Source organism: Candidatus Symbiopectobacterium sp. 'North America' (assembly GCF_015762685.1).
GTDB lineage: Bacteria > Pseudomonadota > Gammaproteobacteria > Enterobacterales > Enterobacteriaceae > Symbiopectobacterium.
Map to the genome: position 1 here is coordinate 1 of NZ_PEHF01000041.1, position 23,238 is coordinate 23,238.

Genomic DNA, 23,238 nt, shown 5'->3' on the forward strand with positions numbered 1-23,238 from the left:
AGGCACAGGGTATTACTGGCGAAAGTTTGCAGATGGGAGGGCTGAGATTTTTGCCCGTGTTAGTCTCTTAATCGGTGAACGTAAAGATGTTGTTTTCCCTGTTAAGTTAGCAAATATTATTTATTTTTCTCATTCGCTGAGTGGTGATTATCTTGGTGCAAATGCATATGTGTGTAGAGCGGGGGCAATTACCAATGCCGGTTTTTCTATCACTTGGGATGTCTGGCAGGCCAATACGGGGGTGAACAATAAAATGAGTGTCAATTATCATGCCATATTAGTTTAATCTATGGCTCGTAAGGGCCATAGGCTTATCCCATTTCGTGATAACACACATCAATCGATGCTCCTGAGCCACCTCCCCCAAAGTTATTCCAGAAAAGACTAAACCCTGTTTTTGATAGATTCTGCATTCGGATTACAAACGCTGATTCTGTTGAGCCATTCTCTTTTATGACGATGAATGGGGTAGAGGTAAACGCTACAGGGAAGACAATATCAGGTCTGGCCCCGTATGTTATCGCAAAACGGGCAAAGAGTTCTATTTTGCCATCAGCAAATTTACGCCAGTAGTACCCAGTCCCAGACCCCGTCTCTACGATTTCTACTAAACCGAGGTTTTCGGTAGTGCCATGCTGTGGCTCATTTGTAAGAATCACCCTCTTTGTGACGAAGGAGAGCGTGATACAAATGACAAAATTGGGTTATATGAGGGTGTCAACAAATGACCAAAACAGCGATTTGCAGCGGAATGCATTGATTGGCGCAGAATGTGAACAAATTTTTGAAGATAAGATGAGTGGGCGAATCGCTAACCGACCAGGGCTTAGACGCACCTTAAAATGTATGGTAAAGTGAGATACTCTTGTTGTTTGGAAATTGGATCGGCTTGTCAGAAGCGTTAAAAATCTGGTTACGCTGATATCTGAATTGCATGAGCGTGGTGTACATTTTCGTTCTCTAACAGACAGCATTGATACAGGAACTGCAATGGGGCGGTTTTTTTTTCACGTAATGTCTGCCCTTGCAGAAATGGAGCGAGAACTCATTGTTGAGAGGACGTTAGCTGGACTGGCTGCTGCAAGGGAAAAAGGACGAATCAGTGGTAGACCGCAGGTGTTTACATCTGAGGATAAAGAGATGATTAAACGGTTACTGAATGCAGGCCACAGCAGACAGCAGCTAGCGCTAATTTATGATGTCGGCGTTTCTACTATCTATAAGCATTTTTCGGTCTGTGGCACGTAATTTTGTAATTTGTTTTCAGAATTCGTAACAGTATGGGGATTTCATTTATCGCGCAGGATGTGCCGCAATTATCGCGCGGCGCATCACATGGCGCTAAGCGAAGAAGCCAACACCACTAACAGCAATACCACGCCGAAGCCTAAATAGAGCTTGTGCGAAATTTTAATGTTTTTCACTGCGTTATTGAATAACCCCATGGAGATGTCCCTTGCGTGACGGTGTTGATTGACCGGTGTGGCAGGTCTTTTATTGTCATTTGTTAAGTTATCGGTGGCGGCAGGGTGCGAATTTAGCGTGTAGCCTGAGCAGGTGATGAATCTGTGATAAGGATTGATATTTCCAGCGGGTGCCCATATTTTGCTGTGCAAATGCATAAACTAACGCACAGAGAGAGGTTAGCCGCACGTTATCATCGACACTATCCCTGCTGACTGGGGCGATGCGTTCACCATGACTGCGTTAATCGGCCGATGAAAATAATCGCAGCGCGCTGCTGCGGTAGTTAATAAAAAAGCATTGTTCGGTATTTATATCTGCGTTTTTTGAAAGAAAATCATCAGAATTAATATAGTGTTTACCTGTCGCGAAGAGCCAATACGCCAAATGCCATGATCAAAAGGCAGCGTTATTGACTGCAGTGCTACTATTTTTATTTCCCTCTCATCGTGCCCAAGAAGATCAGGAAACCCATAGCGGTGATTGTTTGATCGTCGACAGGTTATTATCCGTCACGTTCCACTGCATTCTACAGGCGATGTCACCGCATTCTATTTTTGTAGATAGCAATAATTCAATGGCGGTGAACATGAAAGATGATATTCATTCTGTCAGGCGGGCTGATAAGGATAATCGACCCGATTTACTGAAAAATAAATGGCAGCTTATCTGGCACGATTATAAAGTTGGTGTGATCCCGCTACCGCTTTTTATTCTGGCTGGTGGATTGGTAGTCCTGAATTGCGTCAACGATACCTTATCAAGTGATATTGTCGTGATGGTTGTGACCTTGGCATTTTTCGGGTTCGCCTGTGGCGAATTTGGTCGTCGTTTACCGCTGGTAGGCTGCTGCCATTTGCGCCACTTTTATTCCCTCTGCTCTTGTTTATTACGGGCTGTTACCACAGGCGGTGGTGGCATCGGTCAGTACCTTTTATCACGACAGCAATATTCTATATCTCTACATATGCTGCATCATTGTGGGCAGTACGCTCAGCATGAACCGCAATACCTTGGTTCAAGGATTCTTACGCATCTTTATTCCCATGTTATGCGGTGAAGTGGTTGGCATGCTAACGGGGATGGCGGTGGGCATCGCTCTGGGGATGGATCCGTTTCATCTGTTTTTCTTTTTAGTGTTACCCATTATGGTGGGGGGGATTGGCGAAGGGGCGATTCAGCTTTCAATTGGCTACGCGCTGCTGCTGAATCAGGATCAGGCCGAAGCACTGGGTCATCTGTTGCCCATCGTGATGCTGGGGAGTCTCACCGCCATTATCCTGGCGGGAATATTGAATCAACTCGGCAAGCGCTTTCCACATCTGACCGGAGAGGGGGCGTTGATGTCTGACAACATGAACCTCAGCAACAGTACGCCCGCCTTGTCTGTGCAGCTCGGTGCGGGCAGCGCGAAGCCCGAGTTAGCGTCTATCGCTGCGGGAGCGCTACTCGCCATGCTGCTCTAGATGGTGGGGGTGGAAATATACCGCGTCTGCGGGTTGCCCGCTCCGGTTGGTATGCTGTTTCTGGCGATCGCGCTGAAACTGATAAACGGGATTTCACCCTCACTGCTGGCAGGCTCGCAGGTGGTGTATAAATTCTTTCAGACGGCGGTGACCTACCCGATTCTGTTTGCGGTAGGGGTTGCGATGACATCCTGGCAAGCGTTGGAAGAGGCCCTGACATTAGCGAATCTGCTGGTGATTGTTTCCACCGTGCTGTCATTGGTGATGACTGGCTTCTGGTGGGCAAAAAGATCGGCATGCATCCTATCGATGTTGCCATTATTTCTTGTTGTCAGAGTGGGCAGGGAGGAACGGGGGATGTCGCCATTTTGAGTGCGGGAGAGCGGATGGCATTAATGCCTTTCGCACAAGTTGCTACCCGCGTTGGCGGTGCTTTGAGTGTGTCATTGGCGCTTGTGTTGCTGAATACCATGTTGGTCTGAGTGCCTGATGCGTATTGGCTTGACGCCAGGCCTCTCCACACCGTAACGTTAAGAGGTTCAGCATCATGTCCCGCACGCTATGCAATGATAGGGTCGCTACGGCTGAGCTAAAGTTTAATAATCCGTTGCCGATACTGATGTGATGTTTTTTTCATGCGATTGGCTGCCGATGTGCATAGACCATTCATCTCATGATGGGGATAGGTGTGGTGGAACAGAATTCCAAAGAACAGTTTGTTAAGCGCAATAAACTGGCTATCTGCGCGACGTTACGCGACTTGCAAAAAAATGATATTACTGTGATGGTCAATCATGCTCGCGGGCAATTTATCAGCAAGATTCTGGATGTATTGCCAGACGATAACCTCTTTGTTTTCGACCTCGGTGGTGTGGAAACTGAAAACAGTCTCGCGTTGTACGCGGGCGATCTTGCTTTCGTGGCTGAGCCGGCGGGCGCAAAAGTAGAATTCAAATCCAGTATTGCCCGCACTGTTAATTTTCAAGGTTTACAGGCGTTCACGGTCCAGGTACCGCCGTAACTCTTCTACATACAGCGCAGAAACTATTTTCGTATTACTACGTCAGTGTGGCCACCGCTGCTGTGTCGCGGTAAGCTGGTGGATAAGACGGAGTTTCAGTTTGAAATCAAAGATATTTCCCTCGGTGGTTTAGGGCTGTTTACCGAACGTGACATGAGCGATGTGATGTCTCCGGGCGACATTCTGGAAAATGTCGAGATGGATCTGGATGAATACGGCTTCTTTTGCGTCGATATGCAACTGGTGGGGCAGGCTGACAGTAAGGTCGTTGACAGCAAAGGCGAAGTGAAAGTAATGAAGCGACTGAACTTTAAATTCCCGGCGCTTTCGGCCTCCCAGGAGCGCGATTTGCAGCAGGTGATTTATGAATTGGAACGCTTGCAAATCCAAAAAAGAAATCGTTTTGAGGATTGATTCCGGACGGTGCTCGGTAGAATAATATTTTTTTACATTTAGGTCGGCGAGAATACCACCTAATGTCATTAAGAATAACACTATAGCTTGTCAGAATACCCCGATTAGGGAATTATACGCGCCCTGTAAATAACCGACGCTTTACTAGCGTCGGTTATTTTTTGCATCAATACATGACGCAACATTTGTATTTTCAACCAAGAGGCCGGACATCGATCCGGATAGATAATCAGTATTCTGTGTGCCAAACGGCCACGATGAGGAAAGGAAAATGGGGCAATTTCTCAATAGGGCACCGGCGTTTGTCGGTCCAGCGTTGTCTGTTGTGGGAATAGGAGAGGCTTATCATGTCTGTTAACAGTGCCGCTCCGGCTTCGCAACGTGCTCAGTTAAGAAAAACCCTGACGCTGTGGCAGGTGGTCATGATGGGGCTGGCGTACATGCAGCCAATGACCATTTATGATACTTTCGGCATCGTGACCAATTTGACGGATGGTCATGTCGCCACCGCCTATGGCTTTGCACTGATTGGTATCCTGTTTACTGCTGTCAGCTACGGCAAACTGGTGCGCCGTTTTCCTTCCGCAGGCTCAGCCTACACTTACGCGCAAAAGGCGATCAGCCCGCACGTCGGCTTTATGGTTGGCTGGTCTTCGTTGCTCGATTATCTGTTTATGCCGATGATCAACATTCTGCTGGCGAGAACCTATCTGGAAGCGATTTTCCCCAGGGTACCGGCCTGGATTTTCGTGGCAGGGTTGGTCGCATTGATGACGATGTTCAACCTGCGCGGTATCAACATTGTTGCCAACCTGAACTCGATTATCGTTGTGGTGCAGGTGGCGATCATGGCGGTGTTCCTGGGCCTGCTGATTCACGGTGTCTCTCAAGGTGAAGGAGCAGGTACGCTGGTGAGCACGCGACCGTTCTGGCCCGAGAATGCGCACGTTGTGCCGATGATTACTGGCGCGACCATACTGTGCTTCTCTTTCCTGGACTTTGACGGTATTAGCTCATTGTCGGAATAGACCCCGGATGCCGGACGCGTGATCCCGAAAGCGATATTTCTGACCGCACTGATTGGCGGTGTGATCTTTATCGTGGTGTCATATTTCCTGCAACTCTATTTCCCAGACGTTGCCCGATTTGATTCGCCAGAGTCTTCGCAGCCAGAAATCATGCTGTATGTGGCAGGGAAATTCTTCCAGTCAATTATCCTGAAGTTCTCCTGTGTTACTGTTCTGGCTTCCGGTATGGCCGCGCATGCGGGAGTGTCTCGCCTGATGTATGTCATGGGACGTGATGGCGTGTTCCCAGAACGTTTCTTCGGCTATATCCACCCGCAATGGCGCACGCCGTCGCTGAACGTATTGCTGGTCGGTGTGGTGGCGCTCTCTGCGGTCTCATTCGATCTGGAAGTGGCAACGGCGTTGATTAACTTTGGTGCGCTGGTGGCATTTACCTTTGTTAACCTGCCGGTGATTTCGCAGTTCTATCTGCGTGAAGGCTGTAACCGCACGCTGAAAGACACCTTTCACTATCTGGTGTTGCCGCTGTTAGGCGCATTGGCGGTGGGTGCGCTGTGGCTCAATCTGGAGAAAAGCTCCATGACGTTGGGGCTGATCTGAGCATCTATTAGCCTGATCTACCTGGCGTTTGTGACTCGTACTTTCCGTGAGCCGGTACCGCAGTGCAGCGAAGAACTGCTGTGAGGATATAGCGGGTAACAGCACTGTTCGACCTTGAGCCGGTTCACGATGTGAACCGGCTTTTTTGTCTTTAACACCGTAAAAAAATCAGCCGACCAAGGTCTGTGTATAGACAAACAGGGCTTTTAGTAACTCGGCTTTACGCTTGTCGTCTTCGTGCTGAGCATAAAGCTCTTGCAAATGTGAGACATAGTCTTGAATTCGCTCGGGCGTGAATACCGCTTTGCGGTGCTGTAACCAACGCTGTTGCTCACTGTCATCCAATGTGCCGGGAAAGTTTCTGGCGCGATAACGGAATAATAAGTGCGCGATGCGATTGTCATTAAATGACAGATCCAATGCAGGCAGGTTCTTTGCTGCCGTTTGCTGAATAATGTTCATGGCAGCCAGGTCGGCATCGCCAAAAAAGCCATCATATAACCGCATATCCACGTCACTGTCCGGCGTGAAGGGCGGCGCATCGGCATAGAGCGCAACCACTTTTTCGCGAAGATCGCTGCGTTGACGTAACACCGACAGGTTATCGAGACAACGTTGGCGATCGATCCCCAATCGAGCAGCATCTTCTGGGCGCAGCGTGTTGGCGGGAGCCAGCACCGGGCATTTATTGATATGCACCAGTTTGACGGGGGCCGGGCTTTGCTCAGGTGCCAGACGCTCACGCGGGGTATAGAGCCGTTCACGGAGCGCATCAGCATCCAACTCAAGCAGCGGGGTGATATCTCCGGCCAGATCGCACAGGATGACCGCATTGCGATTTTCCGGGTGCCAGGCCAGCGGTACCACCCAACTGGTATTGCCGCGCGCCGCGCCAAACATCCCGCTGACATGCACTAGCGGCTTCATTTGAGGAATATCGATAAGCTGGCTGACCTTGTTTTTATTGCGCAGCGCAAACAGATACTGAAACAGTTTCGGCTGAGTTTGCTTAAACAACTTCGCCATGGCAATGGTGGCATACACATCCGACATGGCATCGTGGGCGTGTTCATGTGCTACGCTATTGGCCTGTGTCAGGTGCTCCAGACGAAAACTGGGCAAACCATCATCATTCAACGGCCACTCGATACCGTCCGGGCGCAAGGCGTAGCAGGCGCGCAGCGCATCCAGCAAATCCCAGCGAGAATTTCCGTGCTGCCAACTGTACGCATAGGGATCGTAGAAATTGCGGTAGAAAATGTTGCGGCTCACCTCATCGTCGAAGCGAATATTGTTGTAACCCATGATGCAGGTGTTCGGCACGCTGAAAGCAGCATGAATCTGGCGCGCAAATTCCGCTTCGCAAACCCCTTTGGCTTGCGCGATTTGCGGCGTAATGCCAGTGATGAGCACCGCTTCCGGTTCAGGCAGGTAGTCATCCGTAGGCTGGCAGTAGATCACCAGAGGCTCACCAATGATATTGAAGTCCATATCGGTACGCACACCAGCAAACTGCGCAGGGCGATCGCGGGCAGGGTGTTTACCGAAGGTCTCATAATCATGGATGAAAAACGTGGGTTGTGTGGTATCGACCATATTCACTGTCGCTCGACTGTCCTTGGGTGTGCCGTTCGTCCGGATAAGGCTCAAGAATACCATTGAAATGAGATTCTGTGCGAGTTTCCTGATGTGCATCAATTCCTAAGGGGCAGGAATCCCTATGCATTCACACCATCATTCGTTACAATTTCGCACTTTAATGCGAATGATAATTAAATTCCTTCTGACACGCAGTGCAGTGTAGGAAGGCAATTAACAAGGAGACGATGATGCGGTTTTCCAGTGCGATTAAAACGACGCTGTTAGCTTCTCTGTTGGTAGTAGCAGGGTGCGATCAGTCAGAGACGTCCTCTACCGCCAGTTCAACCATTAGCGTTGAACATGCCCAAGGGGTAACAACGGCGCCGCTGCATCCGAAAAAAGTTGTCGTGTTTGATCCCGCCATTCTGGATACGCTGGATGCATTGCAGATCTCGGTAGCTGGTGTACCGCAAAGCAGCGCGCATCTTCCTCCTTTTCTGGCCATGTACTCCGGTAGTGAATACTTGAATGCAGGCACCCTGTTTGAACCTAATTATGAAGCGCTGAGCAGCGCCAAACCAGACTTGATTATTGCCGGCGGTCGCGCCCGTGATGCCTATGACAAACTGAGCGGCATTGCGCCGACCATTTCTCTGGATGTTGATGAGCAGCAATTTATGCCGAGCTTTATCCATCGCATTGAGCAACTGGGCGAGATTTTCGGCAAGCAGGAAGAAGTCAAAGCCAAGATCGACGATTTCAAACAACGCGTCGCGCAAAGCTGTGAAAAAGCGGGGCAGGCAGGTACGGCCATGGTGCTGATGGTCAATGGCGGCAAGATTTCTGCCTATGGTCGGAAATCACGCTTTGGTTTTGTGTTTGACGAACTGGGGTTCGCCACGGCCACTGAATTTCCCGATCCGGGTCGCCATGGCAACGTGGTTACTGCTGAATTGTTGCTGAGCATCAATCCTGAATGGCTGTTTGTGTTAGACCGTGACAGTGCTATCGGCACCACCGGTGGTTTGCCTGCTCAGCAAGTGTTGGATAACCCGCTGGTGACGAAAACCAAAGCGTGGCAGAACCAGCATGTGATGTATCTTGATTCCGCGTCACTCTACATCGCGGGTGGCTTGCAGAGCTATTCGCGTCTGATTGATGACGTCAATAAAGCGTTAGACAAGAAGTGATTTGACAGCACGATGTTTGCCACGAAACCTGTCTATTTGTCGGCTGTATTTATCCTGTTGGCGGGGATGATCGTTGCCAGTCTGTTCGTCGGTGCCGGTCAGGTGACTCTGGATGCCGTGTGGCGCGATCCGATTATGCGCGATATCTTCTTGATCAGCCGTGTTCCGCGCACGCTGGCGCTGCTGCTGGCGGGCAGTGCCATGAGCGTGGCGGGTTTGATCATGCAGTTGTTGACGCAGAATCGCTTTGTCGAGCCATCGCTGGCGGGGACCACACAGTCCGTCAGCCTGGGGTTGTTGGTGGTGATGGTGTTAATGCCCTCCGCCTCGCTGCTGGTGAAAATGACTGTTGCCAGTCTGTTTGCCATGGCTGGCACTGTGCTGTTTATGCTGCTGTTGCGGCGCATCGTGCTGAAATCGGCGCTGGTGGTGCCGCTGGTAGGTATTATGCTGGGCGCGGTGATCGGCGCGATAACCACCTTCGCTGCGATGCATTTTGACCTGTTGCAGTCGCTGAGCGGCTGGGAGTCAGGCGATTTCTCCGGCGTGCTGCGCGGACGTTACGAACTGCTGTGGCTGGTGGGTATTCTTACGCTGATTGCATGCTGGACGGCAGATCGCTTCACTGTTGCGGGCATGGGGCGCTAGTTTTCCGTCAACGTCGCTCTCAACTATCGACAAGTGATGCTGCTCGGGCTGGCAATTATTGCCATCATCAGCGGGGTGGTGATGGTGGTGGTCGGTACGCTGCCTTTTCTCGGTCTGATCGTGCCTAACCTGATCAGTATGCTGCTTGGTGACAATGTGCGTAAAACCATTCCCTGGGTGTGCCTGCTCGGCGGGGGATTGGTGTTGCTGTGCGACGTGATTGGGCGGGTGATTCGTTATCCGTTTGAGATCCCAGTGAGTGTCATTCTGGGCGTCATTGGTGCGGCGGTGTTCCTTATCCTGTTGTTGAGTCAAAAACGCCATGTCAGTTAACGAGGTAAAACTATCCCGCAGCGATAGCGGATTGATGGCCTTTATCGCTACGCCCGCGAAACGCTTGTGGTTACTCGGCGCGTTGGCGCTGACGACGATCGTTATTTTTAGACCATCAAGCTCGGCAGCAATTTGCAGTACATTCTGGTGCATCGTGGCCTGACGTTAGCCACCATGCTGCTGGTGGCATTTTCCGCCAGCAGCTCCACGCTGCTGTTTCAAACGGTGACTAACAACCGCATCTTCACGCCCTCCATTATGGGTTTCGAAAACCTGTTTGTGCTGATTCAAACGCTGATCATCTTTTTGTTTGGGGCAAAGGGCATTCCCTGAGTGTGTGTCAGCGGCAAATTTTTGTGTGAAGCGCTACTGCTGGTGATGTTTTCTGCGGTGCTTTATCGCTGGCTGTTTCTGGGGCGGCGCGACAACCTGCATCTGGTGCTGCTGGTCGGCATTATCTGCGGCACGCTGTTTCGTAGCGTTTCGAGCCTGATGCAGCGTCTACTGACGCCCACGGAGTTTGCCGTATTGCAAGGACGCATGTTTGCCACCTTTACCCGTGCAGTGCCGGAGCTGATCGCGTTGACCGCGCTGATCGTAGTGATGGTTGCCATCGTTATCTGGCAGCGGCGTTTCGAGCTGGATGTGCTGGCGTTGGGACGTAACAGCGCGGTGAATCTGGGCATCAACTTCAACCGCAGCGTCACCCTGATTCTGCAGCTGGTGTCGGTACTGGTGGCGGTTTCTACTGCGCTGGTCGGCCCGCTCACTTTTCTGGGCTTTATGCTGGCCAATCTGGCTTATCTGGTGGCTGGCTCCAGCCAGCATCGCATTTTGTTTCCCACGGTATTTCTGCTTGGGGTGATATCCCTGGTCGGCGGGCAACTGATCCTGGAGCACCTGCTGAACATGGCGGGAGCGTTGTCCGTGGTGATTGAATTCATCGGTGGGACACTGTTTATCTTGTTGCTATTGAAAAAGGTTGCCGTGTGATTGAGATCGAGCATCTAACCAAGGCCTATTACGATCAAGTGGTGCTGAATGACATTACCGCCACCATATCTCGGGGTGGCGTAACGTCAATCATTGGGCCTAACGGGGCAGGGAAATCTACCCTATTATCGGTCATAAGCCGCTTACTGGTGGCGGACAGCGGTCGCGTTACCGTCAATGGGATGGATATTGCCACCACGCCCGGTGAGCAGATGGCGACCTGCCTCTCGGTGTTGCGTCAGGAAAACCGTTTTACCAGTCGCCTCACCGTTGAAGAATTGGTTGGTTTTGGGCGCTATCCCTATACCAAAGGGAGGTTAAATGCGGACGATCGCATTTGCATTGCCGATGCACTGGCTTTCCTCAATCTCACCGAGTTTAAAGATCGTTTCCTGGACGAACTGTCCGGCGGTCAGCGCCAGCGCGCTTATGTGGCGATGGTATTGTGCCAGGATACCGAATACGTGCTGCTGGATGAGCCGTTGAACAATCTTGATATGAAACACGCGGTAGCGATGATGAAACAGATTCGTCGCGCAGCGGATGAGCTGGGAAAAACCATCGTATTGGTCATTCATGATATCAATTTTGCGTCTGCCTACTCGGATTACATTATTGCGATGCGCAAAGGGCAAATTGTTTACAACGGCAATCCGGAAGAAGTGATGGTTTCCTCGGTGCTGGAATCCATTTTTGATACCCGGGTGGAGATTGAACAGGTACGCAATCAACGTATTGCCGTCTATTATCGTTGATATTGTCACCGATTTACCTCTTTGAAGGGGCGGCAGGCGGCGTAACTGAAAAACCGACTTGTCGAGCATAGTCACTCCCCTGTATCGTGAGCGGAGTGACGGTCAACACACCGTTGATCTCAAAGTTAACTGATCCACGTGGGGGATAACAATGGATAAGGCGACCAAGCCCTGTTTCCAGGATGTGCTCGAGTTTGTGCGAATTTTCCGTCGCAAGAACAAATTGCAACGTGAAATTGTCGATAACGAGAAGAAAATCCGTGATAACCAGAAGCGCGTGCTGCTGCTGGATAACCTGAGCGAATACCTGAAACCGGGCATGAGTATTGAAGATGTACAGGGCATTATTGCCACCATGCGCGGTGACTATGAAGATCGCGTGGATGAATACATCATCAAGAATGCCGATCTGTCGAAAGAGCGTCGCAATCTCTCGAAAAAACTGAAAGAGATGGGCGAAATGAAGTGCGCGGTGCCGGGCAAAGAGGCGTAAGCGTACACCCTTTTTCATCAGGCCGCCTGTACGGCCTTTTTTATTGCTGCGTTTTGGGTTCCCGCATGATGCTTCGCGCATTACCATTGGCCCGCTGACAATTGCGATCGCGCTTCACACCTTCCACTTCGCTATGAAACGTTACGTCATCCTGTGCGAATCCCGCTGCAACGCTGTGGTATAGGGCTGTTCCCTTTCACCGTAACCGGTCACTCTGCGGGCTGCTGAATACTAAAGGGGGCATCGATGGCGAGAATGTCGTTTAGCCTGGCGTCATGTGCTGTTATTGCGGGAACACTGCCTCTGCTGTGGTTGTCGCAGATACCACCGCGCTGGGCCTCAGTCACTGTGCTGATGATATCGACGCTACTGCTGGCAACCAGCCTCCCCAAAATAGTACGTGTGTTGAGTCTCTTCTTTCTCTGTTTGGCGCTCGCGCTGCTTGATGCCCGTTCCATGCTAATGACAATGGCCGACATTGATGGCAAAACACTGAGCGCTGAGGTGAAGATTGTTGAGATGCGCATCTCCGGTCATCAGGATCAACAGATTCTGGTTCAGGTTGAAAAGCTGCAAGGCCGATGGATTTTCCCGGCGTTTTACGCCACGCTCACGTTGCCTAATGCGATGGAGGCATGGTGCGGTGGGCAGCGTTGGTCGATTCGCGCCCGCTTTCGTCCGTTGCATAGTCGGTTAAATCAGGGGGGATTTGACCGGCAACGCTGGGGGATTGCCAAGCGATAGTTGGCGTCGGCGCGCGTGCTGCGCGCAACGCCGATTACGCTAGCATGCGGTGCGCGTCAGCGTCTGTTAACACAGGTTGAACAGCACGCCAGTTCGCTACGTTGGCATGCCATTTTGCTGGCGTTGGTGTTTGGCGTAATGAAAACGTTAACGCCTGAAGCCAGTGCGGTATTACAGCAGACGGGCACCATGCATCTGATGGTGATTTCTGGATTGCATATCGTTTTGGCTGCCCTGTTCGGTTGGGGACTGATGCGCGCGGTGCAACGCTTGTTACCGTTGCGTTGGATCGTACCGTCGTTACCGCTGTTGGTCGGAGTGCTTCTGGCTTGGAGCTATGCATGGTTAGCGGGCGAGAACCCTCCGGCGATCCGGGCCGCACTGGCTTTTAGCGTCTGGACGCTGATTCGCTGGTGGGGTGTCACCTGCACATCCTGGCAAGTGTGGTTGTGGTGTGTCGCCTTAGTGTTTCTTAGTGAGCCAATGATGGTACTGTCCAACAGCTTTTGGCTCTCTTGTGTCGCCGTTGCCGGACTGATTTTTTGGTTTCAATGGGCTCCGTTGCCTTATGGTTTACGACAAGGGGGGCAATGGGCTCTACTGCGTGTGGTACATTTGCAATGTGGCATAACCTTACTGCTGCTGTCGTTGCAATGGGGCATATTTAAGGGCATCAGCCTGACATCATTACCGGCTAATATCTGGGCCGTGCCGCTGGTTTCTTTTGTTACGACACCCTTGGTGTTGTTGGCACTGCCGCTGGCGTCGTTCCCCCCGTTAAGTTACAGAACCTGGTGGCTGGCGGATCGATCGTTGGATGTGGTGTTCATGGTGCTCAAGCCGCTGCAACGCGGTTGGATAACGATTGACGAACATTACCTTGCCTGGAGCCTGCTGGGGTGGTGCGGTGTCATTATCTGGCGCTTTGGCTGGTGGCGCGTTTATCCTGCCAGCGTAGCGGCGTTAGTGCTGTATCTGGTGCTGCAACGGGAGGCAGTTCCGCAACCGAAGTGGCGAGTAGATATGCTGGATGTGGGGCACGGATTAGCCATTGTTATCGAGCAGGAGGGGCATGCTGTCCTGTTTGATACCGGCAGCCAGTGGCTGGGCGGAGACATGGCGCAGTACGATATTTTGCCCTATTTACGCTGGCGCGGCACCACGCCCGAGGCGGTGATTATCAGTCACAGCCATCAGGATCACATTGGTGGACTGGGTTTTTTGTTGCAGACGTACCCGGCGCTCACTGTCTACAGCCCGTTTACCGAGCCGGGTCATCGCGCTTGCATCCAGGGGGAAAACTGGCAGTGGCGAGGGTTGAGGTTTACGGTATTGTGGCCGCCGAAGCTGGTGGCGCATGCAGGCAACGATGATTCCTGCGTGGTGCGTATCGATGATGGTAAATACCGCGTGTTATTGACCGGAGATATTGAAATAAAAGCAGAAAGACGCCTTGAGAGCGCACTGCGAGACGAACTGGCTGCTGATTTGTTACAAATTCCCCACCACGGCAGTAAGACCTCATCCAGTGCGCCGTTTTTACGCGCGGTGAATCCCCGGTATGCGCTTGCCTCTACCGGACGCTATAATCCGTGGCGTCTGCCGTCTGCTGCGGTAATCGCACGTTATCGCCAAGTGGGGCATCATTGGGTCGATACGGCGCAGTCAGGACAAATCAGTGTACGTTTTTTCAACGAACGCTGGCAGGTTTTACCCTATCGTGAGCGGCTATTGCCGTTTTGGTATCATCAGTGGTTTGGCGTAAAGCGCGATAGTGAGTAGAATAAGCGGCTATTTATAAATAATTCAGGTTTATTGCATGCTGAATGATAAAGACCTCTCCACCTGGCAGACCTTCCGTCGCTTGTGGCCGATGATTTCTCCCTTTAAGGCGGGCTTAGCCGCGGCGGCAATTGCGCTTATCATCAATGCGGCGGGTGACACGCTGATGCTCTCGCTGTTGAAGCCTTTGCTGGATGAAGGGTTTGGGAAAACCGATCGCAGCATTCTGCTGTGGATGCCACTGGTGGTGATGGGCCTGATGCTGGTACGCGGGGTAACCGGTTATGTGTCCGCCTACTGCGTCTCTTGGGTATCGGGCAAGGTGGTCATGAATATGCGCCGTCGCTTGTTCAGCCACATTATGGGCATGCCCGTAGGCTTCTTCGATCAGCAATCAACGGGAACGCTGCTCTCTCGCATTACCTATGATTCTGAACAGGTGGCTTCGTCATCATCCGGCGCGTTGATTACGTTGGTGCGTGAAGGTGCATCGATTATCGGTCTGTTTGTGCTGATGTTTTACTACAGTTGGCAACTGTCTATTATCCTGATTGTTATCTCTCCCATCGTGGCTATTGCGATCCGCGTGGTATCTAAACGCTTTCGTAATATCAGCAAAAATATTCAGAACACCATGGGGCAGGTGACGGCCAGCGCCGAGCAGATGCTGAAAGGCCATAAAGAAGTGCTGATTTTCGGCGGTCAGGACGTTGAAGTGGCGCGTTTCGATAAAGTCAGTAACCGAATCCGTACCCAAGGCATGAAAATGGTGTCGGCGTCAGCGATTTCTGATCCGATTATCCAGTTGATTGCGTCTGTGGCGCTGGCATTTGTGCTTTATGCTGCCAGCTTCCCGAGTGTGATGGATACGCTAACGGCTGGCACCATTACCGTGGTGTTCTCCTCAATGATCGCCCTGATGCGTCCGCTTAAATCGTTAACTAACGTCAATGTCCAGTTTCAACGCGGCATGGCAGCCTGCCAAACGCTGTTTGCCATTCTGGATATGGAGCAGGAGAAAGACGAAGGTACACGAGTGCTGGAAAGGGCCGAAGGTGATTTGGAATTCCGCAACGTCAGTTTTGCCTATCCGACCAAAGAGACATTGGCACTGGGGAATGTCAGCCTGCACATTCCTCCGGGTAAAACGGTGGCGTTGGTTGGGCGTTCGGGTTCCGGCAAGTCCACCATCGCCAACCTGATCACGCGTTTTTACGACATTCAATCCGGCGAGATTCTGTTGGATGGGCATGACCTGCGCGACTATACACTCTCATCACTGCGTCGTCAGGTCGCGTTAGTGTCGCAACACGTGCACCTGTTTAACGACACCATTGCTAATAATATCTCGTATGCCTGCGGCGATCGCTACTCGCGAGAAGGCATCGAGCGCGCAGCCAAAATGGCCCATGCGATGGACTTTATTAGCAAAATGGATAACGGACTGGATACGATTATCGGTGAAAATGGCGCATTGCTCTCTGGCGGGCAACGTCAGCGTATCGCCATTGCACGCGCATTACTGCGTGATTGTCCGATTCTGGTGCTGGATGAAGCCACGTCAGCACTGGATACCGAATCAGAACGAGCGATTCAGGCTGCGCTGGATGAGCTGCAAAAAGATCGTACTGCGTTGGTGATTGCGCACCGTTTGTCTACCATCGAGAGTGCTGATGAGATTCTGGTCGTTGAGGATGGGCAGATTATTGAACGTGGGCCGCACGCGGAGCTGCTGGCGAAAAATGGCGCTTACGCACAGTTGCATAAAATGCAGTTTGGCGAATGATAGCGCTCATCTGGTCTGGTACATCGCGGCTCTACTGGCTGCTAATCCCTTTGGCGATGTTGTACGGACTGATAACGGTAGTTATCCGCTATAGCTACCGTGCTGGCTGGCGTCGTGTCTGGCGCGCACCTATCCCGGTAGCGGTTGTGGGTAACCTGACCGCCGGTGGAAATGGTAAAACGCCGCTGGTGGTCTGGCTGGTGGAACAACTGCAACGTCAAGGGTGTCGCGTTGGCGTGGTATCGCGTGGCTACGGTGGCAAGGCGGAGCGCTATCCGCTGGTGGTGGATGCCTCGGTGTCTACGGTGCAAGCGGGAGATGAGCCAGTACTGATTTACCAGCGCACGGGCGCTGCGGTGGCGGTATCCCCTGTGCGGCGCGATGCCATTGAAGTGCTACTGGCGCGTCAGCCGCTTGATGTGATTGTCACCGATGACGGTTTGCAGCACTATGCGCTGGCGCGGGATATCGAGATTGTGGTGGTGGACGGTGAGCATCGTTTTGGTAACGGCTGGTGGCTGCCCGCCGGGCCAATGCGCGAACGGGCTGATCGTTTGCGTAGCGTGGATGCCATTGTGGTTAACGGTGGCGCATCCCAGTCCGGCGAAATTGCTATGCATTTGCAACCGGGTGACGCGATTAATGTACTCACAGGTGAAACCTGCCCGGTGGCGACCTTGACAGGAAGTGTCGCCATGGCAGGCATTGGTCATCCACCCCGATTTTTTGCCACGCTACGGGCTCAAGGCGTGAACGTTGTGCGCGAAGTCACGTTTGCCGATCACCAAACATATTTGCAAGAAGCCATTCAAGCGCTGACCGAGGATAATCAGCAGCCATTGCTGATGACGGAAAAAGATGCGGTGAAATGCCGCGCCTTCGCCCAGGCTAACTGGTGGTACCTGCCGGTAGATGCGCAACTTGCCGAGCCTGGAGCATCGCTATTGCTGGATAAGATAACGTCACTGTTGCCTTCACCGCGCGCGTAACGTGGCTACCCATTTTGTTTGTAAGCACCTTTAATGGAGGATGCATGGATCAACGTTTACTCGAGATCGTTGCCTGTCCGGTATGCAACGGACGGTTGTACTACAATAAAGAGAAGCTGGAACTGATTTGTAAAGCGGATGCTTTGGCCTATCCGGTGCGTGATGGTATTCCGGTCCTGCTGGAAAACGAAGCGCGCAAAATTCCCGCCGATGAGATAACACAATGAGTTTTACTGCGATCATACCTGCGCGCTATGCCTCAACGCGCTTACCGGGAAAGCCTCTGGCGGATATCAACGGTAAGCCGATGGTGGTGCATGTGATGGAACGCGCCCTGGAATCCGGTGCCAGCCGTGTTATTGTCGCGACGGATCATCCTGACGTTCAACGTGCGGTGGAACTGGCTGGCGGGGAAGTGTGTCTGACCAGCCCCGATCACCATTCTGGTACGGAACGTTTGGCAGTGGTTATCGAACGTTACCAATTCCCGGATGATGAAATCATCGTTAACGTCCAAGGGGATGAACCTTTGATTCCTTCGGTGATTATTCGTCAGGTGGCGGATAATCTGGCCGTGTGTCAGGCCGGGATGGCGACTTTAGCCGTACCTATCACCACTGCAGAAGAGGCGTTTAACCCCAATGCGGTAAAAGTGGTGATGGATGCGCAGGGCTATTCGCTCTATTTTTCCCGCGCCACCATTCCCTGGGATCGCGAGCGTTTTGCTCAAAACAAGGAGACGATTGGCGACCATTTCTTACGCCATATTGGCATCTACGCTTATCGCGCAGGTTTTATCCGTCGTTATGTGACCTGGCAGCCCAGTAGCCTGGAGCAGATCGAACTGCTCGAACAGTTGCGCGTGCTGTGGTACGGCGAGAAAATCCATGTCGCGGTAGCGCAGGCTGTGCCCAGCGTCGGCGTAGATACGCCAGAAGATTTACAGCGCGTGCGTGCGGCGATGCTGTAACGTTCGCTACTACGCTCCCACCGTCATTCCCGCCTACACTCCGTCATTCCCGCGTAAGCGGGAATCTCCTACAGGCTAGACGCGTATCTTCTGTCAGAGATCCCAGGCTTTCGCCGAGGATGACGAGGGGTAAAGTGACTTTTTTATCTCATCTCCCACTTGCTTGTTACATCACCTCTCGCCTTGCGCCAAAACTGGTATACCGCCTGCCGATGGCACTTTATTTGATCTATATTGAAAAAATTGACGGCGGTCCACCGCATGATGACACGCGGGATCCTGAAGCAGGAGCGAGGTTTAGCAACGTATGGAACATTTGAAGGCTGAATTAAGCACGGTGTTGGGGGAAAAATTAAGCCGGCTCGAACGCATCAGTGAGCAACCCTACGCACACTTATACGCCCTGTATGACAATAACGGCAACGCCATGCCGCTGTTGGCGAAAAGCTATGTTTGTCAGGGCATTGCGCAGCAAGAAGCGTACAAGCTTTCCATGCTGGCGCGCGAGGGGGATGTACGCTTGCCGACGGTATACGGTGTGGTGATCACTCAGGAAGCCCCCTACAAAGAACTGCTGTTGATTGAGCGCCTGTGCGGTGTATCAGTCGAAGCGCCAACGCGCACCCCCGAGCGTTGGACATCGCTGATGGATCATGTGGTTGAAAGCGTGCTGCTCTGGCACCGCATCGACAGGCAAGGCTGTGTGGGTAGCGTGGATAGCACGCAGGATAACGATTGGCTCAGTTGGTATGAACAGCGGCTGGAGGTGCTTTGGTCAACGTTATTGAATGTAGGTGCACCGTTACTTACGCAGGAAGATCGCAGCGTGTTGTACCGCTCGCGCCAGTGTTTTGATGCCTTGTTTGATGATTTTGATGACGATTGTGTATTGGTGCACGGTAATTTATCGCTGCGTAGTATGCTCAAAGACCCGCGCAGCGATCAATTGCTGGCGATGATCAACCTCGGCATGATGTTGTGGGCTCCCAGAGAATATGACATGTTTCGCCTGTGCGAGCCGGGCATGTCGGAAGCGTTACTCTATCGCTACCTGCAAAAAGCACCGTTGGCGGAAAATTTTGTCTATCGTCGCTGGCTTTACGTCATTTGGGAAGCGGTTTCCCGCTACCTTCACACCGGACAATTGGATCGCGCGCTGTTCGAACGTGCCACGCGCGAATTGGGAATAGACCTCTCAGTGCGATGCCGCTTCTGGCGGCGTTTCGCTGCCTTTTAACCTTTGCCACAGTAAGCCCAGGGTCTCATACCAGGCGCGTTCACTATGAGACAGATAAAACGCTGAAGGGAATATTTTTTCCCACGGATTGAGCGCGCTGGTTATGGCCAACTGATTGGCGGGGGCCGGTATAGGATGCAGCCCTTGCGCCTGGAAGAACACCATGGCTCGCGGCAGATGACTGGCTGACGTCACTAACAGAAAAGGCTGTTGCCCGATAAGGGCTGCCGTGCCCGCGGCTTCTTCTTCTGTGTCGCGCGGCGTATCCAGCGTGATGATATCCTCGCGCGGAATCCCCAGACTCTCCGCGACCAACTCAGCGGTTTGTGCGCTGGTCATCGGATTTCCCTGCGCGGCTGCGCCAGTGAAAATCAGTTTTGCGCCGGAATTGGCATGATAAAGACGCACGCCTTCGGTCACCCGTGACAGGCTGTTGCCGATTAAATTGGCGCTCGGTGCCCACGCCGGATTGTAGGTATAGCCGCCGCCCAGCACCACGATATACGGAACTGGTGCTGCACTTGCCTGCCAGGTCGCGTAGTGGTTTTCCAACGGCAGCAGCAGCTTATCGGCGATGGGTTGCACACTCAGCAGCAATAACGCCAGCCAGGCGCAGGAAATAACGGCTTTTCCCCCTCGTTGCCAGCGCGAGAACCACAGCAGCGTCAGACCAACGCCCATCAACACCAGCAGTAACGGGAGCGGTTGCAGCAATCCGCCAACGACTTTTTTTAGGGTAAACAGCATGAAATCAGGTTCCCTTTGGGTGAAAAAACGGCATCCGGCAAAATATCGTGCGGTCAGGCGGTTTATTCTCGTGCCGCCTGTGCCAGAATAACAGGTTGAAGGAAATATGGCGTTATACCCGAATACCGGGTATATGAGGGCACTCCGTGCCTCACGATCGCCCTAACGATGACGTGGAACGCAGCGCAATGCAAGATCGCAATTTTAACAATATCGCCGAAAAATTTGCCCGTAATATCTATGGCACCACCAAAGGCCAGGTGCGTCAGGCGATGCTGTGGCAGGATCTGGATGCGTTGCTGAAAACATTGCCTGACCGGCTTTTGCGGATTCTTGATGCGGGCGGTGGTGAAGGGCACATGGCCTGCCGGTTGGCGGCTTTAGGACATCAGGTCTTGTTGTGCGATGTTTCAGATGAGATGATTCACCGCGCCAGCAGCATCGCTCAGGAACAGGGCGTAGCCGATAATATGCGTTTCGTTCACTGTGCCGCGCAGGATATTGCGGATCATGTGGCGCATCCGGCCGATTTAATCTTGTTCCATGCGGTGCTGGAATGGGTAGCCGATCCGCAGGCGATATTGCGGACGTTAACGGATTGTCTGGCACCTGACGGTGCTTTTTCGCTGATGTTTTATAATCATCATGCACTTTTGCTGCGTAATGTGGTGCTGGGTAATTTTGCCTATGTGCAAGCCGGTATGCCAAAGCGCAAACGACGTTCGCTGTCGCCGGATCATCCCCTCGATCCCCAGCAGGTTTATGGCTGGCTCGATGCGTTGGGGATGACGATTGAAGAAAAGACCGGTGTACGGGTGTTTCATGACTACTTGCAGAACAAGCAGCAACAAATCGATAATTTCGAGGAATTGTTAGCGTTGGAACAGCGCTATTGTCGCCAGGAGCCTTTTGTTAGCCTGGGACGCTATATTCATGTCATGGCGCGTAAACGCCCTATAAAGGATGCACTATGAGTGATTTTTCCCAGACAGTGCCGGAACTGGTTGCCTGGGCGCGAAAAAATGATTTTTCCCTGTCACTCCCCACCGAACGCTTGGCGTTTCTGCTGGCGATCGCCACGCTGAACGGCGAGCGGATGGATGGCGAAATGAGCGAAGGGGAACTGGTGGATGCCTTTCGTCACGTCAGCAAGGGATTTGAACAAACCCATGAAACCGTGGCAATGCGTGCCAATAACGCCATCAACGATTTGGTGCGCCAGCGTTTGGTGAATCGCTTTGTCAGTGAAATGGCGGATGGCAATGCCATCTACCGGCTGACGCCGCTTGGTATTGGCATCACCGACTATTACATCCGCCAGCGCGAATTTTCGACGCTGCGCCTGTCTATGCAACTCTCTATTGTGGCGCAGGAACTGTTGCGCGCAGCTGAGGCCGCAGAAGAGGGAGGCGATGAGTTCCACTGGCACCGTAATGTATTCGCGCCGCTTAAATATTCGGTGGCGGAAATTTTTGACAGTATCGATCTTTCTCAGAGCGTGATGGACGAGCAGCAGCAGGGGGTGAAAGATGATATCGCCGCGCTGCTGACGCAAGATTGGCGCGCCGCCATCTCCAGCTGTGAGCATTTGCTGACAGAAACGTCCGGCATCCTGCGTGAATTGCAGGACACGTTGGAAGCGGCGGGCGATAAGTTGCAAACCAGCTTGTTGCAGATCCAGGAAGCGACGATGCAGCATCCTGAGCTCGAGTTTGTCGATAAACTGGTGTTCGATTTGCAAGCCAAGCTTGACCGCATCATCAGTTGGGGACAGCAAACTATCGATCTGTGGATTGGCTATGACAGGCACGTCCACAAGTTTATCCGTACCGCCATTGATATGGATAAAAACCGGGTATTCGCTCAGCGCCTGCGCCAGTCGGTGCAAAATTATTTTGACCAGCCCTGGGCGTTGACCTTTGCCAATGCCGATCGTCTGCTGGACATGCGCGATGAAGAGCTGGCGCTGCGCAGTGATGAAGTGACGGGCGAATTACCGCCGGAGCTGGAGTATGAAGAATTCAGCGAAATGCGCGAACAGATCGCCGCGCTGATAGAAGCGGCGCTGCAAAAATATAAAACCAAGCGCATCCCACTCAACCTGGCGGATGTGGTACGCGATTACCTAAGTCACTATCCCCGGGCGCAGCATTTTGATGTGGCACGAATCGTGGTCGACCAGGCGGTGCGTCTGGGTGTGGCCGAAGCGGATTTCATCGGATTGCCTGCGCTATGGCAGTCAATCAATGATTACGGAGCCAAGGTACAGGCCCATGTCATCGACAACTATTGATAAAATCATGCCAGCTAAACTGGCAACGGCGTTAGCCAATACCCTGTTTCCCGCGCTCGACAGCCAACTGCGTGCGGGGCGACATATCGGCGTGGAAGAGCTGGAGAACCATGCTTACCTGATGGATTTTCAGGACGTGTTGGAGGAGTTCTACGCACGCTATAACGTGGAACTGATCCGCGCGCCGGAAGGTTTCTTCTATCTGCGACCGCGATCGACCACCCTGATCCCGCGTTCGGTGCTGTCCGAGTTGGACATGATGGTGGGAAAAATTCTCTGCTATCTCTACCTCAGTCCCGAACGACTGGCGCAAGAGGGCATTTTCACTCAGCAGGAACTTTATGAAGAGCTGTTGAGTCTGGCCGATGAAAACAAGTTGCTGAAGTTGGTCAACCAGCGTTCAACCGGCTCGGATCTGGATCGGCAGAAATTGCAGGAAAAGGTCAGAACCTCGTTGAATCGCCTGCGGCGCTTGGGGATGGTCTACTTCATGGGCAACGACAGCAGCAAATTCCGTATCACCGAAGCGGCGTTCCGTTTCGGTGCCGACGTGCGCAGCGGCGATGATGCGCGTGAAGCACAGTTGCGCATTATCCGTGATGGCGAAGCACTGCCGTTAGACAGCGGCCTGTCGTTGAACGATGAGGTCGAAGAGGGTGACAGCGTGCAAGACAATGCGGCAGAGAGTGGAGAGGAAGAATAAC

At 52.4% G+C, this 23,238-nt stretch carries 18 protein-coding genes and 5 pseudogenes; 21 read left to right on the forward strand and 2 right to left on the reverse strand.

All coding sequences use genetic code 11. The annotated features are described in order from the left end of the window. From CS369_RS09415 to CS369_RS09435, 6 genes and pseudogenes are all read left to right on the forward strand, one after another. On the forward strand, positions 1-286 hold a 286-nt coding region (locus CS369_RS09415; RefSeq protein ID WP_196906876.1), incomplete at its 5' end, for a hypothetical protein. 404 nt (positions 287-690) lie between these two features. Then, positions 691-1,248, forward strand: a pseudogene (locus CS369_RS09420) (recombinase family protein). A 799-nt stretch (positions 1,249-2,047) separates the two neighbouring features. Next, positions 2,048-3,412: pseudogene (locus tag CS369_RS09425) on the forward strand (2-hydroxycarboxylate transporter family protein). Between the two features lie 206 nt (positions 3,413-3,618). Next, positions 3,619-3,951, forward strand: coding sequence for a flagellar brake protein (locus tag CS369_RS23460; protein ID WP_244664916.1), 333 nt, complete (start codon positions 3,619-3,621; stop codon positions 3,949-3,951). A gap of 9 nt (positions 3,952-3,960) precedes the next feature. Beyond that, the gene (locus CS369_RS23465) at positions 3,961-4,365 is read left to right on the forward strand and encodes a flagellar brake protein (protein WP_280514761.1); all 405 of its coding nucleotides are present in this window, start codon (positions 3,961-3,963) and stop codon (positions 4,363-4,365) included. Positions 4,366-4,712: 347 nt separating this feature from the next. Next, positions 4,713-6,077: pseudogene (locus CS369_RS09435) on the forward strand (APC family permease). 84 nt (positions 6,078-6,161) lie between these two features. Here CS369_RS09435 and sbcB read toward each other — a convergent pair. Then, complete coding sequence (gene sbcB, locus CS369_RS09440) at positions 6,162-7,589, reverse strand: exodeoxyribonuclease I (protein WP_196906913.1); 1,428 nt, start codon at positions 7,587-7,589, stop codon at positions 6,162-6,164. 233 nt (positions 7,590-7,822) lie between these two features. On the opposite strand from sbcB, the gene CS369_RS09445 reads away from it, so the two are divergent. The 12 genes and pseudogenes from CS369_RS09445 to CS369_RS09495 all read left to right on the forward strand — a co-directional run bounded on the left by CS369_RS09445 (position 7,823) and on the right by CS369_RS09495 (position 19,494). After that, positions 7,823-8,764, forward strand: coding sequence for a siderophore ABC transporter substrate-binding protein (locus CS369_RS09445; protein WP_196906914.1), 942 nt, complete (start codon positions 7,823-7,825; stop codon positions 8,762-8,764). A 12-nt stretch (positions 8,765-8,776) separates the two neighbouring features. Further along, a pseudogene (locus CS369_RS09450) lies at positions 8,777-9,745 on the forward strand (ABC transporter permease). Next, a pseudogene (locus CS369_RS09455) lies at positions 9,735-10,738 on the forward strand (iron chelate uptake ABC transporter family permease subunit). Before CS369_RS09450 ends, CS369_RS09455 begins: the two co-directional pseudogenes overlap by 11 nt. Then, complete coding sequence (locus tag CS369_RS09460) at positions 10,735-11,493, forward strand: ABC transporter ATP-binding protein (protein ID WP_196906877.1); 759 nt, start codon at positions 10,735-10,737, stop codon at positions 11,491-11,493. The pseudogene CS369_RS09455 and the gene CS369_RS09460 overlap by 4 nt, the downstream one beginning before the upstream one ends. Positions 11,494-11,644: 151 nt before the next feature. Further along, entirely contained in the window at positions 11,645-11,986 is a 342-nt protein-coding gene (tmaR, locus tag CS369_RS09465; protein ID WP_196906878.1) for a PTS system regulator TmaR, read from the forward strand. 246 nt (positions 11,987-12,232) lie between these two features. Then, the gene (locus CS369_RS23470) at positions 12,233-12,730 is read left to right on the forward strand and encodes a DUF4131 domain-containing protein (RefSeq protein WP_244664918.1); all 498 of its coding nucleotides are present in this window, start codon (positions 12,233-12,235) and stop codon (positions 12,728-12,730) included. Next, positions 12,731-14,512, forward strand: a complete 1,782-nt coding sequence (locus tag CS369_RS09470) for a DNA internalization-related competence protein ComEC/Rec2 (protein ID WP_244664919.1) — start codon at positions 12,731-12,733, stop codon at positions 14,510-14,512. A gap of 37 nt (positions 14,513-14,549) precedes the next feature. Then, on the forward strand, positions 14,550-16,298 hold the full coding sequence (gene msbA / locus CS369_RS09475; RefSeq protein ID WP_196906879.1) for a lipid A ABC transporter ATP-binding protein/permease MsbA: 1,749 nt from the start codon (positions 14,550-14,552) through the stop codon (positions 16,296-16,298). Then, complete coding sequence (gene lpxK, locus CS369_RS09480; protein WP_196906880.1) at positions 16,295-17,287, forward strand: tetraacyldisaccharide 4'-kinase; 993 nt, start codon at positions 16,295-16,297, stop codon at positions 17,285-17,287. The genes msbA and lpxK overlap by 4 nt, the downstream gene beginning before the upstream one ends. Positions 17,288-17,331: 44 nt before the next feature. Further along, positions 17,332-17,514 (forward strand): Trm112 family protein, encoded by a 183-nt coding sequence (locus CS369_RS09485; RefSeq protein WP_196906881.1) that lies wholly within the window; start codon positions 17,332-17,334, stop codon positions 17,512-17,514. Next, positions 17,511-18,257, forward strand: a complete 747-nt coding sequence (gene kdsB, locus CS369_RS09490) for a 3-deoxy-manno-octulosonate cytidylyltransferase (protein WP_196906882.1) — start codon at positions 17,511-17,513, stop codon at positions 18,255-18,257. Before CS369_RS09485 ends, kdsB begins: the two co-directional genes overlap by 4 nt. A gap of 307 nt (positions 18,258-18,564) precedes the next feature. Beyond that, positions 18,565-19,494: a YcbJ family phosphotransferase gene (locus tag CS369_RS09495; RefSeq protein ID WP_196906883.1), complete on the forward strand. Its 930-nt coding sequence runs from the start codon at positions 18,565-18,567 to the stop codon at positions 19,492-19,494. On the opposite strand, the gene elyC is transcribed toward CS369_RS09495, so the two are convergent. Next, on the reverse strand, positions 19,453-20,241 hold the full coding sequence (gene elyC / locus CS369_RS09500; RefSeq protein WP_196906884.1) for an envelope biogenesis factor ElyC: 789 nt from the start codon (positions 20,239-20,241) through the stop codon (positions 19,453-19,455). The genes CS369_RS09495 and elyC overlap by 42 nt on opposite strands. Positions 20,242-20,429: 188 nt before the next feature. Here elyC and cmoM point away from each other — a divergent pair, with 188 nt between their 5' ends. Genes cmoM through mukE form a run of 3 tightly spaced genes read left to right on the forward strand, consistent with a single transcriptional unit; the run spans position 20,430 to position 23,237 of the window. Next, on the forward strand, positions 20,430-21,215 hold the full coding sequence (gene cmoM / locus CS369_RS09505; RefSeq protein ID WP_196906915.1) for a tRNA uridine 5-oxyacetic acid(34) methyltransferase CmoM: 786 nt from the start codon (positions 20,430-20,432) through the stop codon (positions 21,213-21,215). Beyond that, entirely contained in the window at positions 21,212-22,534 is a 1,323-nt protein-coding gene (gene mukF, locus CS369_RS09510; protein ID WP_196906885.1) for a chromosome partition protein MukF, read from the forward strand. The genes cmoM and mukF overlap by 4 nt, the downstream gene beginning before the upstream one ends. Continuing rightward, complete coding sequence (gene mukE, locus CS369_RS09515; RefSeq protein WP_196906886.1) at positions 22,515-23,237, forward strand: chromosome partition protein MukE; 723 nt, start codon at positions 22,515-22,517, stop codon at positions 23,235-23,237. The genes mukF and mukE overlap by 20 nt, the downstream gene beginning before the upstream one ends. The last annotated feature ends 1 nt before the right edge of the window (position 23,238 follow it).